At 44.8% G+C, this 17072-nt stretch carries 19 protein-coding genes; 5 read left to right on the top strand and 14 right to left on the bottom strand.

The features are described 5' to 3' along the window. Positions 1-13 precede the first annotated feature (13 nt). Both coxB and cyoE read right to left on the bottom strand, forming a co-directional pair. Entirely contained in the window at positions 14-1078 is a 1065-nt protein-coding gene (gene coxB / locus NST18_RS04655; RefSeq protein WP_004891270.1) for a cytochrome c oxidase subunit II, read from the bottom strand. A gap of 86 nt (positions 1079-1164) precedes the next feature. Beyond that, positions 1165-2070, bottom strand: a complete 906-nt coding sequence (gene cyoE, locus NST18_RS04650; RefSeq protein ID WP_064220835.1) for a heme o synthase — start codon at positions 2068-2070, stop codon at positions 1165-1167. Between the two features lie 388 nt (positions 2071-2458). On the opposite strand from cyoE, the gene NST18_RS04645 reads away from it, so the two are divergent. Further along, a complete protein-coding gene (locus NST18_RS04645) occupies positions 2459-3406 on the top strand; it encodes a COX15/CtaA family protein (protein ID WP_340721621.1) in 948 nt (315 codons plus the stop codon). Between the two features lie 24 nt (positions 3407-3430). Here NST18_RS04645 and pyc read toward each other — a convergent pair whose 3' ends face one another. The 3 genes from pyc to NST18_RS04630 all read right to left on the bottom strand — a co-directional run bounded on the left by pyc (position 3431) and on the right by NST18_RS04630 (position 8496). After that, entirely contained in the window at positions 3431-6871 is a 3441-nt protein-coding gene (pyc, locus tag NST18_RS04640; protein ID WP_004891274.1) for a pyruvate carboxylase, read from the bottom strand. 65 nt (positions 6872-6936) lie between these two features. Then, a complete protein-coding gene (locus tag NST18_RS04635; protein ID WP_004891275.1) occupies positions 6937-8130 on the bottom strand; it encodes an FtsW/RodA/SpoVE family cell cycle protein in 1194 nt (397 codons plus the stop codon). A 75-nt stretch (positions 8131-8205) separates the two neighbouring features. Next, the gene (locus NST18_RS04630) at positions 8206-8496 is read right to left on the bottom strand and encodes a YlaN family protein (protein ID WP_004891276.1); all 291 of its coding nucleotides are present in this window, start codon (positions 8494-8496) and stop codon (positions 8206-8208) included. Positions 8497-8636: 140 nt separating this feature from the next. Here NST18_RS04630 and NST18_RS04625 point away from each other — a divergent pair, with 140 nt between their 5' ends. Then, a complete protein-coding gene (locus NST18_RS04625) occupies positions 8637-9131 on the top strand; it encodes a hypothetical protein (RefSeq protein ID WP_081253652.1) in 495 nt (164 codons plus the stop codon). A 23-nt stretch (positions 9132-9154) separates the two neighbouring features. Here NST18_RS04625 and NST18_RS04620 read toward each other — a convergent pair whose 3' ends face one another. Further along, on the bottom strand, positions 9155-10486 hold the full coding sequence (locus NST18_RS04620; RefSeq protein ID WP_004891279.1) for a PhoH family protein: 1332 nt from the start codon (positions 10484-10486) through the stop codon (positions 9155-9157). Positions 10487-10625: 139 nt separating this feature from the next. Between NST18_RS04620 and NST18_RS04615 the strand changes: the two genes are divergently transcribed. Beyond that, positions 10626-11180: a YhcN/YlaJ family sporulation lipoprotein gene (locus tag NST18_RS04615; protein WP_230456258.1), complete on the top strand. Its 555-nt coding sequence runs from the start codon at positions 10626-10628 to the stop codon at positions 11178-11180. Positions 11181-11199: 19 nt separating this feature from the next. Here the strand turns inward: NST18_RS04615 and NST18_RS04610 are convergent, their stop codons facing one another. Then, a complete protein-coding gene (locus tag NST18_RS04610) occupies positions 11200-11655 on the bottom strand; it encodes a pyridoxamine 5'-phosphate oxidase family protein (RefSeq protein ID WP_004891283.1) in 456 nt (151 codons plus the stop codon). Positions 11656-11748: 93 nt separating this feature from the next. On the opposite strand from NST18_RS04610, the gene NST18_RS04605 reads away from it, so the two are divergent. Further along, positions 11749-11949, top strand: coding sequence for a YlaI family protein (locus NST18_RS04605; protein WP_004891284.1), 201 nt, complete (start codon positions 11749-11751; stop codon positions 11947-11949). Between the two features lie 29 nt (positions 11950-11978). Here the strand turns inward: NST18_RS04605 and NST18_RS04600 are convergent, their stop codons facing one another. The 3 genes from NST18_RS04600 to typA are packed head-to-tail and all read right to left on the bottom strand — an operon-like array spanning position 11979 to position 14407. Then, a complete protein-coding gene (locus NST18_RS04600; protein ID WP_004891286.1) occupies positions 11979-12260 on the bottom strand; it encodes a hypothetical protein in 282 nt (93 codons plus the stop codon). Further along, positions 12257-12559 carry a YlaH-like family protein gene (locus NST18_RS04595; RefSeq protein WP_004891287.1) on the bottom strand — a complete coding sequence of 101 codons (303 nt, stop codon included), beginning with the start codon at positions 12557-12559 and terminating at the stop codon, positions 12257-12259. Before NST18_RS04595 ends, NST18_RS04600 begins: the two co-directional genes overlap by 4 nt. A gap of 12 nt (positions 12560-12571) precedes the next feature. After that, positions 12572-14407, bottom strand: coding sequence for a translational GTPase TypA (gene typA / locus NST18_RS04590; protein ID WP_004891288.1), 1836 nt, complete (start codon positions 14405-14407; stop codon positions 12572-12574). 104 nt (positions 14408-14511) lie between these two features. On the opposite strand from typA, the gene NST18_RS04585 reads away from it, so the two are divergent. Next, entirely contained in the window at positions 14512-14685 is a 174-nt protein-coding gene (locus NST18_RS04585; RefSeq protein ID WP_171699735.1) for a DUF5325 family protein, read from the top strand. A gap of 10 nt (positions 14686-14695) precedes the next feature. On the opposite strand, the gene NST18_RS04580 is transcribed toward NST18_RS04585, so the two are convergent. The 4 genes from NST18_RS04580 to NST18_RS04565 all read right to left on the bottom strand — a co-directional run bounded on the left by NST18_RS04580 (position 14696) and on the right by NST18_RS04565 (position 17058). Then, positions 14696-15478, bottom strand: coding sequence for an inositol monophosphatase family protein (locus tag NST18_RS04580; protein ID WP_004891290.1), 783 nt, complete (start codon positions 15476-15478; stop codon positions 14696-14698). Between the two features lie 50 nt (positions 15479-15528). After that, the gene (locus NST18_RS04575) at positions 15529-15720 is read right to left on the bottom strand and encodes a hypothetical protein (RefSeq protein ID WP_004891291.1); all 192 of its coding nucleotides are present in this window, start codon (positions 15718-15720) and stop codon (positions 15529-15531) included. Between the two features lie 76 nt (positions 15721-15796). Continuing rightward, entirely contained in the window at positions 15797-16066 is a 270-nt protein-coding gene (locus NST18_RS04570; protein ID WP_192951375.1) for a UPF0223 family protein, read from the bottom strand. A 32-nt stretch (positions 16067-16098) separates the two neighbouring features. Further along, positions 16099-17058: an NAD(P)H-dependent flavin oxidoreductase gene (locus NST18_RS04565; RefSeq protein WP_004891294.1), complete on the bottom strand. Its 960-nt coding sequence runs from the start codon at positions 17056-17058 to the stop codon at positions 16099-16101. Between the last annotated feature and the right edge of the window lie 14 nt (positions 17059-17072).

Genomic DNA, 17072 nt, shown 5'->3' with positions numbered 1-17072 from the left:
ATCGATAATCCCCTTACTCAACAGATAATGTCATTAAGTATTTTGTTAATGCTTCTAACTCTTCATCAGACAATGCTGGATAAGTATCTGTCATTTTATTGCCTGGCTTAATTTTCTCTGGATCTTTTAGCCAAGCTTTTAAGTTTTCTTCGTTATGTTCTAAAATGCCAGCAATGCGAGAACGATCTGCAAAGTTGCCTAAGTTTGGCGCAAGGCGAGCTTGCTCTGGACGACCATCAATTGGTGTGACAGCATGACAGCCAATACAGCTTTTGTTGAAAATTTCTTCCCCTCGTTGCACAACTGGATCTGTTGAAGCAACAGGTTTAGCATTTTTCATTTTTTCTACCCATTGATCAAACTCCGCACGAGGAAGCGCTTTTACTTTAAAGTCCATTAAAGCGTGTGACGGGCCGCAAAGCTCCGCACATTTTCCGTAAAATAGACGTCCTGCCTCTTCGGCGCGTTTTTCATCAAATGTGAGGAAAAATTGGTTTGTGTTATCTGTATTTGTGTCCATTTTTCCTCCGACAGCTGGAATCCAGAACGAGTGTTTAACGTCAGACGCTTTTAAGTTGAAATACACACGTTCATCTGTTGGAACGACTAAATCTTGGCTTGTAATAATGCCGTAATCTGGATACTCAAACTCCCACCAGTACAAGTTCGCACGAACGTTGACGACAACGACGTCGCGTTCTTTTTTGTTCATCGGTTTTACATCCGCAAGCTCAAACGTGTATAAAACCGTTGGAACAGCTAAAATGATTAGCAAAATAATCGGAATAACTGTCCAAATAATTTCAAGCGTATGGCTTCCTTCCACTTGCTTTGGAATTTTGTTTTCCTCCCCTTTACGACGACGGAAGCGAGTCACAACGTAAAGGAAAATGATTGTTACAACCGCAATGACGATGACCATGATGGCCGTGCTGAGCAGCATAAGGTTGTACTGCATGTCAGCTACTTCTCCTGCTGGTTGAAGCGTCGATAAAAACGGCTTACCGCAACCAGCTAGCAAAAGCGCCATGGCGGATACAAGAGAAACCAAGCGCCAATTTCGTAGCCACTTTTTCATAGCCTAATCAAACCCCTCTTTCGATTATGAAATAAAGTGAAATATATACATTCTTTCTTTACAAAAAGAAAGAATTGTAAACCTCTTTAATCAATTGTTACGATCACCATTGTGACAAACAAAATCGTTAAATAGTTGAGCGAATAAATAAACATCCATTTCGCCCATTTCATATCGTCTTTCATTTTAAAACCAGCTAGTCCGAGCGCTAGCCAACCAACGTTCAACAACGTGGCAATCACCAAAAACGGAACGCCTAATGAAAATAAGTAAAATGGAAGTGGTAAAAGCGCTACAATCCAAATGATGATTTGCCGCTTCGTCATCGCAAATCCGTGAACGACAGGAAGCATCGGAATGCCTGCTGCGCGATACTCTTCACATCGCTTCATCGCCAGCGCTAAAAAGTGCGGCGGTTGCCATAAAAACATAAGCAAAAATAAAATGACAGGAACGATATGGAAAGAGTCATCGACCGCCGTCCAACCGATCACAGGCGGGACAGCACCTGAAATGCTTCCGATAACGGTATTGAACGTATTGCTTCGCTTAGACCACATCGTATATAAAAAGACGTACGTCACAACGCCAATGAGTCCGATCACTGCGGCGGTGACAGTTGTCATAAGCAAGCTTAACGTGCCGATAGCAATGAGAAACACGCCAAACCAGAGCACGCGCTTTGGTTCCATGCTTCCGCTTACCGTCGGACGATTTTTCGTCCGCTCCATTAAGTGATCGATGTCGCGATCAATAAAGTTATTTAATGCGCACGAACCTGCAATGACAAGGGCAGATCCAATAAGCGCAAAAAACACGATATGCAAATTGCTTAAAAACCCTTTTCCGGTAAAATGAAGGGCTAACCAAAGTCCCGTAAATGTCGTAATTAAATTGGAATTGACGATGCCAATTTTAACGACTGCCAACACATCTTTTAAAACACCTGTTTGTATTTTTGTCGGTTTGACATCTTCGACTACATCCGCCATCTGCCGCCACTCCTCTCTTATGCCTTTGAAGGCGTTTCCAATCTATACACGATAACGATATGTCGTCTCTGTATATTAAAGCACATTTCTTCGTCAAATTGTGAACTTTTTTTGTCTTAATTGTGTCGAATTTGTGTCAAAATGAGATTGTTACGATGAAAACGTTGAAAAATAACTGCATTTATATTTCTAGCAAACTCCGCACAAATATTCAACCACATTTGCAACGATTGCTATGTTGTAAAATAATAAAACTTTGCGCTTTTCGGCATTTTCCGCTAATATGAGGTTAGAATTTCTTCACACGTATTTCACATTTTTCACATTTATTATACAGTTTTTACTAGATATTTGCTAGATCAAATTTCGCATTAAGGAAGTGGATACATTGCAACGGCTTTTGAAATGGTTTGCGGTAGCGACAACAATCGGCATGCTTTTCGTTTTAATTGGCGGCGCACTCGTCACAAAAACAGGCTCAGGCATGGGGTGCGGTCGTTCGTGGCCGCTTTGTCACGGACAACTCATCCCATCTAACATTACGGCTGAGCTTTTAATTGAATTAAGCCACCGTGTTGTCTCTGGCGTCGTTGGGTTGATGGTACTTATTTTATCCATTTGGGCTTGGAAAGCGACCGGTCATATTCGTGAAACGAAGTTTTTGGCGATCGTGTCGTTCGTGTTTCTCGTCTTGCAAGGACTCATCGGCGCTGCCGCGGTCGTATGGGGCCAATCGGACGTTGTGCTAGCGCTTCATTTTGGCATTTCGCTCATTTCATTTGCGGCCGTCTTTTTATTGACGTTGTTTATTTTTGAAGTCGATAAAAAATTTGATGCCGCGTCCGTCGTGCTTGATCGTACGATGAAATTTCATATTTACGGCATTATTGCGTATTGCTATATCGTCGTATATACAGGCGCGCTCGTTCGTCATAAGCAGGCGAGCTTAGCTTGTCCAAGCTGGCCGTTTTGCGCACAAACAAGGTTCTTCCCAACCCAATTACATGAATGGGTGCAAATGGGTCACCGCTTCGCCGCGGGATTATTATTTATTTGGATTTTCATAGCGACGATATATGCGATGAAACGATATAAACAACAGCCAATTATGTATTGGGGCTGGCTGATTGCGTTCGTTCTTGTCAGCTGCCAAGTCGCAACAGGGGCGCTCGTCGTCTTTACAGAGTTGAACTTATACATCGCCTTAGCACATGCGTTTTTTATTTCCTGTTTGTTCGGTGTGTTAAGTTACTTTGTGCTACTGGCAACGCGCAGTCAAAAACAAGAAGATGCGCCGCAACGATCGAACGTCATTCCGTCTGCCGTATTAAAATAAAAGAACGAGGGATCCCTCGTTCTTTTATTTTTCGGCTAATTCAATTAATAAATCTCCCGTTTGAATCGCGTCGCCACCTTGGACGTAAATGTCTTTTACAACACCTGAAAACGGTGCTTGAACGGTCGTTTCCATTTTCATCGCTTCGGTAATCATTAAATGGTCGCCTTTTTTCACTTTTTCCCCTTTTTCAACGAGCACTTTTACAACCGTCCCTGGCATCGTTGCAGCAATATGGTTCGGATTGTTACGATCCGCTTTTACACGCGAAACGACAGTTGTCTTAATGCTGTCGTCTTTAATGACGATTTCGCGCGGCTGGCCGTTTAGTTCGAAGTAAACGACTCTCGTTCCGTCCGCCTGTGGTTGACCGATGGCAACAAGCTTGACGATTAACGTTTTTCCTTTTTCAATTTCAACTTCAATTTCTTCGCCAAGGCGCATGCCGTATAAAAACGTCGGTGTATCTAAAACAGATACGTCGCCAAACTGTTCAACGGTGCGGGCGTATTCGACAAACACTTTCGGATAAAGCGCATACGCTAACACGTCGTAGTCGGTCACTTCGCGTTGAACGATATGATATAACTCTTCGCGCAACTTCTCAAAGTCGACCGGCTCTAACAGCTCGCCCGGACGAACGGTAATCGGTTCGCGCCCTTTTAAAATAATACGCTGCAACGTTTCTGGGAATCCGCCGTGCGGCTGACCGAGATATCCTTCAAACAGTTCAACAACCGAATCAGGAAAATCAAGCGTCTCCCCGCGTTCGTAAATGTCTTGTTCGGTTAAATTGTTTTGCACCATATATAGCGCCATATCACCGACAACTTTCGATGACGGTGTCACTTTGACAATATCGCCAAACATGTCGTTGACGCGGCGGTACATTTCTTTTACTTCATCCCAACGATCTCCTAAACCGACCGCTTTCGCTTGTTGTTGAAGGTTGCTATATTGTCCGCCCGGCATTTCGTGCATATACACTTCCGTATGCGGCGCGTTCATGCCGCTCTCAAAATCGGCGTAATATTTGCGCACATCTTCCCAATAGCGCGACAGTTTTTCAAGCGATGTAATATTGACTTCGGGCGCGCGCTCCGTTCCTTCTAGCGCATAATAAAGCGTGTTGGCGCTCGGCTGTGACGTTAAACCGGCCATCGCACTTACCGCTACGTCGACAATATCGACTCCCGCTTCGATCGCTTTAGCATACGTATAAATGCCGTTGCCGCTTGTGTCGTGCGTATGCAAATGAATCGGAATGTCGACGACTTCTTTCAAAGCAGAAATAAACGTATAGGCAGCTTGCGGCTTTAATAGCCCTGCCATATCTTTAATCGCTAAAATGTGAGCGCCAGCTTGTTCAAGCTCTTTCGCTAAGTTTTTATAGTAGTCGAGGTTGTATTTTGTGCGCGCCGGATCGAAAATATCGCCCGTATAACAAATGGCTGCTTCCGCCACTTTTCCAGATTGACGTACTGCATCAATCGCAACCGTCATTCCTTTGACCCAGTTTAAGCTATCGAAAATGCGGAATACGTCAATGCCCGCTTCGGCTGATTTCGCAACAAACTCGCGAATGACGTTATCTGGATAGTTTTTATACCCAACGGCATTGGAAGCGCGAAGCAACATTTGAAACAGGATGTTTGGAATTTTTTCACGCAATTGAATGAGGCGCTCCCACGGGTCTTCTTTTAAAAAGCGATATGCGACATCAAACGTCGCCCCGCCCCACATTTCCATCGAAAATAGTTGCGACCATAAACGCGCCGTCGGCTCAGCGATGCGCAACAAGTCGTTTGTGCGCACGCGCGTTGCTAAAAGCGATTGATGGGCGTCACGAAACGTCGTATCTGTCAACAGCACTCGGTTTTGCTCTTTAATCCATTGGACGAGCCCGTCAGCTCCGCGCTCATCTAAAATTTGTTTCGTCCCTTTCGGCATCGGTTCGATATAGCTCACTTTCGGGATGCGAGGAGGGTCAAAGATCGGCTTTTTCTTTTTTCCGATGCCCGGAAATCCGTTTACAGTTACTGTTCCGATATACGATAACAATTTCGTACCACGGTCTTTTCGTTTTGGGAAAATAAACAGCTCTGGCGTCGTATCAATAAACGATGTATCATATTCCCCTGTTAAAAACTTCGGATGTTGCACGACGTTTTCTAAAAACGGAATGTTCGTTTTTATGCCGCGAATGCGGAACTCACGCAAGTTGCGCAACATTTTCGCCGCCGCTTGTTCAAACGTTAATGCCCATGTCGTCACTTTCACTAACAGCGAATCGTAATACGGGGTAATGACCGCCCCTTGAAAGCTATTTCCTGCGTCTAAACGAACGCCGAAACCGCCGCCTGAGCGATACGCCATAATTTTCCCTGTATCTGGCATAAAGTTATTTAGCGGATCTTCTGTTGTGACGCGCGCCTGAATCGCATAGCCGTGAACAAAAATGTGCTCTTGCTTTGGAATACCAACTTTTTCGCTATGTAACGCATACCCTTCCGCAATTAAAATTTGCGATTGAACGATATCGATGCCGGTAATCATTTCGGTAATCGTATGTTCAACTTGAATGCGCGGGTTTACTTCAATGAAATAAAATTCATCGCCAGAAACGAGAAATTCGACCGTTCCTGCGTTCACATATTGCACGTTTTTCATAAGTTTGACTGCCGCTTCACAAATTTCTTCGCGAAGCTCCTTCGAAAGTGACACGCTTGGCGCCACTTCGACCACTTTTTGATGGCGACGCTGCACCGAACAATCTCGGTCGTATAAGTGAACGATATTGCCGTATGCATCACCTAAAATTTGTACTTCAATATGTTTTGGACGTTCGATTAATTTTTCGACATACACGTCGTCGCTACCAAATGCCGCTTTCGCCTCTGATTTGGCGCGCTCGTACGCTTCCTTCACTTCCGCTTGCGAACGAACGATGCGCATGCCGCGACCGCCGCCGCCTAACGCAGCTTTAATGATCATCGGATAACCGTATGTCTCACCAAAGCGCAACACGTCCTCCAAGCTTTGCACAGGGCCATCGCTTCCCGGAATGACCGGAATGCCCGCTTGTTTCGCTTGGTGGCGCGCTTTTACTTTATCGCCGAACATATCTAAATGTTGTTGGCGCGGTCCGATAAAAATGATACCCTCCTCTTCACATCGTTTCGCAAATTCGATGTTTTCCGATAAAAAGCCGTATCCCGGATGAATTGCATCAACATCATGCATTTTAGCAATTTCGATGATCCCTTCGATGTCTAAATAAGCTTCAATCGGCTTTTTTCCTTCTCCAACTAAATACGCTTCATCCGCTTTGTAGCGATGGTACGATCCAGCATCTTCGCGCGAGTAAATGGCAACAGTGCGAATGCCAAGCTCGTTGCACGCACGAAACACGCGAATCGCAATTTCCCCACGGTTTGCAACAAGTACTTTTTGAATACGCCTCATTATGCATCCTCCCCCTGTCGTTCATAATAAAAACTATAACGAATTTTCTGTATTTGTAAATAGGATTACGAAAAAGAAACGTGATTTTTTTGAATATTGTTTTGTTTTTCTGTTTTGTATTTTTCGTAGTTTGCGACAGCGGAAATGTTGGCAAGCACTCCCACAGACATCATAAGTAAAACGAGCGAAGAACCGCCGTAGCTGACAAACGGAAGCGGCACCCCTGTAAGCGGGATAATACCTGTCACCCCACCGAGATTGATGGACGCTTGAATGCCGATCATTGCGGAAATACCGATAGCTAATAAACTGCCGAACGCATCTGGACATCTCCTTGCAATGACAAAGCCGCGCAATACGATAAACGATAGTAAAATAAGGACGAATGAAACGCCGAATAAACCAAGCTCCTCTGCGATGACTGCCATAATAAAGTCGGTATGCGCTTCTGGCAAATAGCCGTATTTTTGAATGCCTTGTCCAAGACCGAGACCTTTTAGTCCCCCGTTTGCGATTGCGAAATATGAGTTAATGAGTTGATATCCTTCTTTTTGTGCGTATGCAAACGGATCTAAAAAGCTGTACAGCCGCGCCTTGCGCACTTCAGTAAAAACTTTGTCATATATGAACGGAAGGGATAAGAGAAAAACAATCCCGAATAATACGCCTTGTTTAATTAATAGCCATTTGCTTGTTGCTGATGAAAGTATGATTGTTAAACAAATCGCAACGATAATGAGCATTGTTCCAGCGTCTGGTTGAAGAAAAACAAGCAAGCAAATAAACAGCATGTAATAAATCGGAAAAAGCACCTCTTGCGGCGATGTTTGTAGCTTTTTTTGTTTGTTTGCAAGCACCCCGCTTAAATATACAATTAAGCCAATTTTCGCAAACTCTGCGGGCTGAACGTTAACCGGACCTAGTTTAATCCAACTTGTCGCATTGTTTGCTGTATGTCCAAACAAAAGGACGTAAATGAGCGGCAAAGGCATAACAAAAAAAACGAATTGCAAAAACTTTTTGCGCGCATAATGTTTATACGGAACAAATGCAGTGAATAAAAACATGCATGCACCGATGATCCACGCCCATTTTTGTTTTTGGAAAAAATAATCACTCGCCGTATGAAAACGGACGACCGCTGTAATCATGCTTGCGCTATATACCATGATAAGCCCAAACAACGACAATAACATGACAGCGATGATTAACGGATAATCATGATATTTCAGAAACGTTTTCAAGCGCATTCGCCCCATCTTCCTTTTCATTTTCTTACTTTGCATTGTACTACAAAACAGAAAAAACCCAAACGAAATTCGTTTGAGTTTTTGTCATTTTTTCTTTTTTTTCGTGCACGCTTCATGCAATGCCGAAAGCTCCCGCTCAAGTCGGTCTAAAATCGCCTTCCCGTCTTTTTCATCGACAAGCCCTAAGCGGACCGCAAAGTCAATTTCACGGGATAGCCCGAACATTTGCGTATCTAGCACTTCTTCATAAAGCGGACATTGCGGCATCGTTAAATGATCCATTTGCACTTGAATCAGCTTCACAATTTTCTCCGCATCCGCTTGCAATAACGAATAGGCTCTTTCTCGAAAGTTTATCGCCACTTCAGGCGTCACGTTGACCCCTCCGTTCCGTACGTTCCTGTCTTTTCATCTTATCGTGAATACGAGAAAAATGCAAGCATCACGCCTCGGACGATTCGTTTTACAAACAAGCGCTTTCATCATATAATGAAAGGCAGATAGGGGGAATAAACATGGTCATCGTCATCAAGGGAAACGTCAAATTTACGATTACACTCGACCCGAGCGTGTGGATTTTTGACGATCGCAAAGTAGATGTACATACTTATTTTACACGCCATCCAGAAATAGAACAACGAGAAGACAGCGACGACATTCAAAAAATTTCAGCATATTGGGATCGCGAAATTCAAGAAGGAGCTGTGTCGCCTCCGACGTTGCAAACCGAAAAGCAATTTGAAAAAGAAAAAATATTAACAGGCACGTTCGGCATGCCGTTCGCCCCGTTTTTGCGCAATGCAGAGCCGAACGAGAATGCTACAAAGGTCGTGATCGTCACAGAAAACGGCGATACGACGATTTCACTTGCTGAAGCTTACGAGTTGTTATTATGTTTTTCAAAAGACGGCAAACCACTCAAAGAAGATGGACCTGTCCATATTTATTTCGGCGACGGCTCGAACCGCGACAATCCGATCACACACGTGCGGGCGTTTATCGTCGAGTAAAAAGAGGCGCTTCGCCTCTTTTCTTATAAAAGATCGGCGGCAAGCTGCGCAAGCGATGACCGTTCGCCTTTAATGAGCCGCACGTGCCCAGCCACTTTTTGTTCTTTAAATTTTTCAACGACGTATGTGAGCCCATTATTGTATTCATCTAAATACGGATGATCAATTTGGGCAGGATCACCCATTAATACAATTTTACTTCGTTCCCCGACGCGCGTTAAAATTGTTTTCACTTCATGTTTCGTTAAGTTTTGTGCCTCATCAATAATAATAAACTGCTCTGGAATGCTTCTGCCGCGTATATACGTAAGCGCCTCGACTTCAATCGACCCCATGCCTGATAAAATCGCATCGAGTTCTCCCGGTTTTTTTGTATCAAATAAAAAGTGTAAGTTGTCGAAAATCGGTTGCATCCACGGCCTTAACTTTTCTTGTTTCTCGCCTGGCAAATAGCCGATATCTTTGCCGACAGGCACGATCGGACGAGCGACAAGCAATTTTTTATATAGCCGCATATCTTCTGTCTGCATCAGTCCTGCCGCTAACGCAAGCAGCGTCTTTCCTGTCCCAGCTTTTCCGATCAGCGTCACAAGCGGGATGTCGGTGCGAAGCAACAATTCACATGCCATCGTTTGCTGTACATTGCGCGGGCGAATGCCCCAGATGTGATCGTAATGAAATACAAGTTTGCGCACTTTTTTCCCGGTATGGTCAACGATGCCAAGCGCCGATGACGAACCGCCAAGCGCGTCTTTCATAATAATAAACTGATTCGGATAAAACGGGTGGTTTGTAATTTCCGCTAGCACAAGCTCACCTTTTTCATAAAAGCGTGACAAATGCTCCGGACTTATGTACAAATCTAAAAATCCGGTATAAATATGGTCGACTTCAACGACGCGATCGCTTAAAAAATCTTCCGCTTCTAGTCCAATCGCATCTGCCTTGACGCGCACGAGCGCATCTTTACTCACTAAAATAACCGGGCGACCGTTTTCTTTCGTTTGTTCTTCAAGCAATAAATTTTTCGCAACCGCTAAAATGCGATTGTCGTTCGTTTTTTCAACAAAAATTTCTTGCAGCTGCTGAAAGGAGCGATGGTTTAATTCAATGCGCAACACCCCACCGTTATCAAGCGGGATTTTTTCATGGAGTTTGCCGTTTTGGCGCAATTGATCAATAAGTTTGGACACTTGGCGCGCGTTTCTCCTTACTTCGTCCATATATCGCTTTTTTGAGTCCACTTCTTCTAACACGACACCCGGGATGACAACTTCATTATCTTGAAAGGAAAAAATGGAATACGGATCTTGCAAAAGAACGTTTGTATCTAATACGTATATTTTTTTGCCCACGTTTTCTCCCCCTTGACGACCGTCGTTGGACGGGATTGTTGTTTATATATATGAACAGGCGTATAAAGATAGAAGAAGTTTCGCAAAATAAACTTAAAGACGAAAAGGGGTGGAACGATTGAAATATATCTTCATCTTCATGTTGCTTTTTATGAGCGCCTGTGGACAACAAGCACAGCCGAACGATCGCGATTCGCTCATTCATGTGAAAAATACGACAAATGAAGAAATTGTAAATAAATCAGGACAACAAATTGCCCGTCATCTCGCTCATCTTGCGAGCAGCGTGCCGAATGTAAACGATGCGACCGTATTAGTTGTCGGGAAATATGCGTTAGTCGGCATCGACGTCAACGCTAAACTCGATCCATCACGGGTAGGGACGGTGAAATATTCTGTCGTGGAAAGCTTACAAAAAGATCCGTACGGGGCGAATGCGATCGTTATCGCTGATGCGGATTTGAATACGAGGTTAAAAGCCATTCAAAAACAAGTGGAGGAAGGAAAGCCGATTCAAGGATTTATGGATGAACTCGCCGCCATCGTCGGACGGGTCATGCCTGAAATTCCAAGCGACTTTCTGCAAATGAGAAATCCGCGCCCAACACGACAAAACGATAAGCAGCTAAATGAAGGGGAAGAGCAGCAGTTAGAAAACGAACAACAAAAACAATCAAACGACCATATGAAATAAGCCGAGCGTATTGCTCGGCTTATGCTTGTTTTAATGCGCTCATCACTTGTTGATCAAGTTTCGCTGCAGCTTGTGCATCATACGTTTTTTCGTATTTCGGTTCGACGGAAATTTTTGCTCCGTAAAACATGACATCGCGCACTTCTTCAATATCGACTTGAACCGCGGCGAGCTTCAACGGAACATTTTCTAATTTTTCAACTTTCACGTGCGCTTTTCCGCTAATGGAGTACGTCGATTCGTTGGCGATTAAAACGATCGAAATCGCTGGATTCGCTTTCACGTTCGCAACGATGCGGGAACGTTGATCGACCGCAAAATATACTTTGTCATGGGCAGGCGCATACACCCATGAAATCGCACTTGCATTTGGTGCACCTGTTTCGTGGTCAACCGTACATACAATGACATATCGTTCTTTTTGTAACGCTTGGAACAACGGTTCAATTAATGTTGGCTCTACCGCATTTGGCATATGTATCCCTCCTTATTTTTATCATACCTTTTTTTCACACAGTTTCAAATGATATGATATACTAACTTTTAAAAAAACATGTGAGGTTTGACGATGAGAGTACGATGCATTCTTTGTGAAAAAATAGATACGTTAAACGATGAAACGTTGCTTGCAAAACGATTGCGCAATCGTCCGATTCATACGTATATGTGTGAAACGTGCCATGAGCGCATTGCGCAAAAAACGAAAGAACGGCTTGCAACGGGCAAATTTCGCTTTTTCCGCACGAGCAAACATGAAACAGAATGGTAAGAAAAGCGCCCTGCACGAAGCGTGGGCGCTTATTCGTAATTGACATATTTTTCAGGTTCGCGATTGATTTGATCAAGCATCGTTTCGACGAGCTCGGCTGGAAAGCGAAACGTGCGTGATTCGTTGTTTACAGTAAACGCGACCGTATAGACGTCATCTTCTTTTGTATATGCGATTTCCTCAATCGCATGATCTTCACGCAACAAATCAGAAAAAAATTGTTCCGTCTCTTGTGCTGCCGTATCGTCTGGGCGCGCCTGCGCAACCACTTTAATTGTCAGCCAATTGTATACCGCATCTTGTAATTTCACGCCTTTTCCCCCTCGCGACGAAGACGCCATTTATAAATGATTAACACGACGGCAGCGACAAGCAATCCTTCCGCCACAGGTAAAAAGACAGCAAAAAACGTTAAAATCGTACAACCGAGCACAAGTAGCGTATAAATGACGACGTTTTTTAACATCGGTAATTTACGCGCAAAGCCGAGACGATACACAATGATCGCTAACACGACGATCGTCGCGTACAACAACCACATCCCTGTTATCGGCTGTTCGTGCACGTTGTATAGCGAAGCGAAAAATGACAGGCGACCGATCACATCCATGACGACTTCCCCCTATTTCTTTTGCTCGGCGAGTTTTTTCTTTTTCGCAATTTTTTCGCGTTCGTTTTTATCTAATATTTTTTTGCGCAAGCGAATCGATTGTGGCGTCACTTCGCAATATTCGTCGTCGTTTAAATATTCGAGCGCTTCTTCTAACGTCATGAGGCGCGGTTTTTTCATCGTCACCGTTTGTTCTTTTGTCGATGAGCGAACGTTTGTCACATGTTTCATTTTGCATACGTTCACGACTAAATCGTTGTCGCGGCTATGTTCGCCAACGATCATCCCTTCATACACTTCCGTTCCCGGCTCGATGAAAATAACGCCGCGGTCTTCGACTTGCATAATGCCATAAGCCGTCGCTTTTCCTGTCTCCATCGAAATGAGCACCCCTTGATGTCTGCCGCCAATTTGCCCTTGGATGACAGGTTGATAGCTGTCGAACGAATGGTTTAAAATGCCGTATCCGCGCGTAAGCGACATAAATTCCGTCCGATAGCCGATTAATCCGCGCGCAGGCACGAGGAAAATAAGGCGCACTTGCCCGTTTCCGTTATTGACCATATCGATCATTTCCCCTTTGCGCGCCCCAAGCGACTCCATAATCGCTCCTGTATATTCTTCTGGAATATCAATTTGCACGCGCTCGACCGGCTCGCACATGACGCCATCGATTTCTTTCATAATGACTTCTGGCTTTGATACTTGCAGTTCAAAACCTTCACGGCGCATATTTTCAATTAAAATGGACAAATGTAACTCTCCTCGTCCTGAAACGATCCATGCATCTGGCGAATCGGTCGGTTCGACGCGAAGCGATACGTCCGTTTCTAACTGTAAACGAAGACGTTCTTCAATTTTTCTTGCGGTCACATGTTTTCCTTCCCGTCCTGCAAACGGGCTATTGTTCACGAGAAATGTCATTTGTAACGTCGGTTCGTCAATGCGAAGCGGAGGCAATGCTTCTTGCGCGTCAAGCGGACATACCGTTTCACCTACGTTAATATCTTCCATGCCCGAAACAGCCACTAAATCGCCCGCTTTCGCTTCTTCAATTTCGATGCGTTTTAATCCGAGAAAGCCAAACAGTTTTGTGACGCGAAACGTTTTCACAGAGCCGTCTAGCTTCATCAGCGCGACTTGCTGCCCCACTTGCATGCGCCCGCGGAAAATACGTCCGATTCCAATGCGACCGACGTAGTCGTTATAGTCGAGAAGGGCGACTTGAAATTGAAGCGGCTCATCGCTATTGTCGATTGGAGCCGGAATATGCTCAATAATCGTTTCAAATAGCGCCGTCATGTCGGCGTCTTGTTTGTCCGCATCTAAACTTGCCGTTCCGTTAATCGCTGAAGCGTACACGACCGGAAACTCAAGCTGGTCTTCTGATGCCCCGAGCTCAATGAATAAATCAATCACTTCATCGACGACTTCGTGTGGGCGCGCAAATTCGCGGTCAATTTTATTAACGACAACAATCGGCGTTAAGTTTTGTTCTAACGCTTTTTTTAACACGAAGCGTGTTTGTGGCATACATCCTTCGTACGCATCGACGACGAGCAACACCCCATCAACGAGCCGCATAATGCGTTCGACTTCTCCACCGAAGTCGGCATGTCCCGGCGTATCTAAAATGTTAATGCGCGTGCCTTTGTATTGAATGGCTGTATTTTTTGCTAAAATCGTAATGCCTCGTTCACGCTCTAAATCGTTGCGATCAAGCGCCCGTTCTTCCACTTGTTCGTTCGCCCGAAACGTGCCGGATTGGCGAAGCAATTGGTCGACTAACGTCGTTTTTCCGTGGTCAACGTGCGCAATAATCGCGATGTTGCGAATATCGTTTCTCAATGGTTTCAACTCCTATTTTTCAACATTGCGCGTCTATTATAGCACAAACATAGTAGAAAAGCGGAATGTTTTGTTGTAATCTAAAGGAAAGAGGAGGAAAACATATGAATAAATTTCAACCGCTTTTTTTTATAATGGCGCTACTTGCGACGATAACGTTAATAGGCACCGGCATTGCGATCGCTTATCGACATGTACCAGCGATCGTCGGTTCTCTTATTGCCTTTTTTGGCGTGATGGGGCTTAGTTTTTCACTAAAAAAAAAGAAAAAGCGCTAACGAGCGATAGTTAGCGCTTGATCATCGCAAGTATTTCTTCATGCAATCCCGGTTTTGAAACAAACACCGAGCTTTTTTCAATCATATTGAGCGGCTCACCGTACAAATTTGTCACCACGCCGCCTACTTCTTCAACAATAACCATCCCACCAGCAATGTCCCACGGCGACAACCGAAGCGTAATGTACGCATCTAGTTTACCTGATGCGATGTACGCCATCTCAAGTGCCGCAGAACCGTACGAACGCGTGCCGCGCGCTTTTTTCACAAGCGGTGCTAGCACATGGGGGTCGATGCGACGGTTTTCTGTCACCCACGTTGCATTTAGTGAAATGATCGCGCGGTCGAGCGATGTTTTTTCAAGTGGGGGGAGGGGAGTGCCGTTTAAAAACGCCCCTTTTCCTTTTTGGGCGTAATATAGCTCGTCAAACGCCACATCATATATGTAGCCGAGCATGCCTACCCCATCGTGAAACACCCCAACTGAAATGGCGAAATGACGCTGCTGGTGGACAAAATTCATCGTGCCGTCAATCGGATCAATGATCCAAACGGTGCCGTCTAACGCCTCGAGCTGATCACCAAATCCTTCTTCCCCTAAAACGTGATGCGTCGGATACGTTCGGCGAATGCGTTCAATAAAAAATTGTTCAATTTCGCGATCGACATTTGTTACTAAATCGGACGGGCTTGATTTCGTTTCGATTTTTAGTTTCGTTTGAAACGCATCGCGTATGCGCTCCCCTGCTTCGCGAATCCAATGCTGCATATGTTGATCAATTTCGTTCCACATAAAAAACCTCCTGCATATACTTATGTAGAAAAGGCGGCGCTTGCCGCCTTTCATTTCGACGACAGACGAATGAGTTCTTGGCGTAGTCTTTCGAGTTTTCGTTTACATTCATTTTTTTTCGCTTCATTATTTTCTAACATCGCTTCATAAAGGGTGGCTAGTTCGTAATCAACTTCGAGCTTTAATACTTTAATTCGGCGTTCTCCATCCATTTTTTTAAATCCATCGGCTGTTTTTCTCATATCGTGCACCCCTTCCGCTCTTTTTTTCTGAAAATTCTTTTTTATATATTATGTAACGGAAGGGGGATATGCAACTTTACATTTTCACAATCTCTCCGTTGGACAACTCTTTTCCTTTTTTGATTGTTTGGTACGACGAATAGCCGCTTACTTTTTCAAATTCATCGCACAGTTTTCGCTCTTCCGCTTTGCTTGGAACGATTTGTTTAAAGCGGCGATATAAGTTCATGAGTTGCTCTCGCTCAATCCCTTGTTCGTACGCTCGCTCAATGCCTTCGTAAAATTTAATAACGTCGATGATTTCTTCGGTTGACCAACTGTAATCAATTGGATAAGCATATTTCATGATGTTCACCTTTCTCCCATCGTTGTCTTCCTTTAGTTTGCCCAACGGGTGCGAATTTGTTCCGCCTCGTTTATCATGCGCCCAAAAAGTTCGCTAACGGTCGGCACATCGTGAATAAGTCCGATCACTTGTCCCGCCCATGCAAACCCTTCTTCCGTATTGCCGTCGTAAATGAACCGCTTATTCGCTTGTCCGCTAATGTACTCTTTTAGTTGTTCATACCCTTTTCCTTCTCGTTCAAACTGTAAAATTTTTTCCGTCCATTCGTTCAACAAAGCGCGCGCAGGGGCACCGAGCGATCGTTTAATGACGACGGTGTCGCTTTCTGTACGTTCCACAAGCATTTGTTTGTACACAGGATGGGCATGAATGCACTCTTTTGTCGCAATAAAGCGCGTGCCCATCTCGATTCCTTCCGCTCCAAGCGCAAGGGCAGCCATCAGCCCACGCCCGTCGCCAATGCCGCCTGACGCGATGACAGGAATCGATACGGAATCGACGACGCGCGGCACTAGGACGAACGTTCCGATATCGTGTTTGCCGAGATGTCCGCCCCCTTCTTGCCCGACGACCATAACCGCATCTGCGCCGAGCTCCTCTGCTTTCACTGCTTGGCGAACAGCTGCGACAAGCACTAATGTTTTGACGTTCGTTCCTTTCAGCAGTTCAAAAAACGGCGCCGGATTGCCGCCTGTGACCGAGACGACCGGCACGCCCTCATCAAGCGCCGCCTCAAGCATGTGCGCAAACGGACGTCCATGTTGTCCGATCGCAAAATTCACACCAAACGGTTTGTCCGTTTTTTCCCGCACTTTTTTAATTTCTTCCCGCAACGCATCTGGCGTCTCAAGCGACATCGCTGTAATTTGCCCGAGCCCCCCGGCATTCGATACCGCCGCCGCTAAATCGGCATATGCTAAATACGCTAACCCTCCTTGAATAATCGGATAACGAATGCCTAACAGCTCGGTTACCCTCGTGTTCCAGTTCACAACCCATTCCCCCT

Source organism: Anoxybacillus sp. FSL W8-0104 (genome assembly GCF_038004465.1).
Classification (GTDB): domain Bacteria; phylum Bacillota; class Bacilli; order Bacillales; family Anoxybacillaceae; genus Anoxybacillus; species Anoxybacillus flavithermus_G.
Note: the sequence above shows the minus strand (reverse complement) of the source record. Positions and strands in the feature narration are given on the sequence as shown.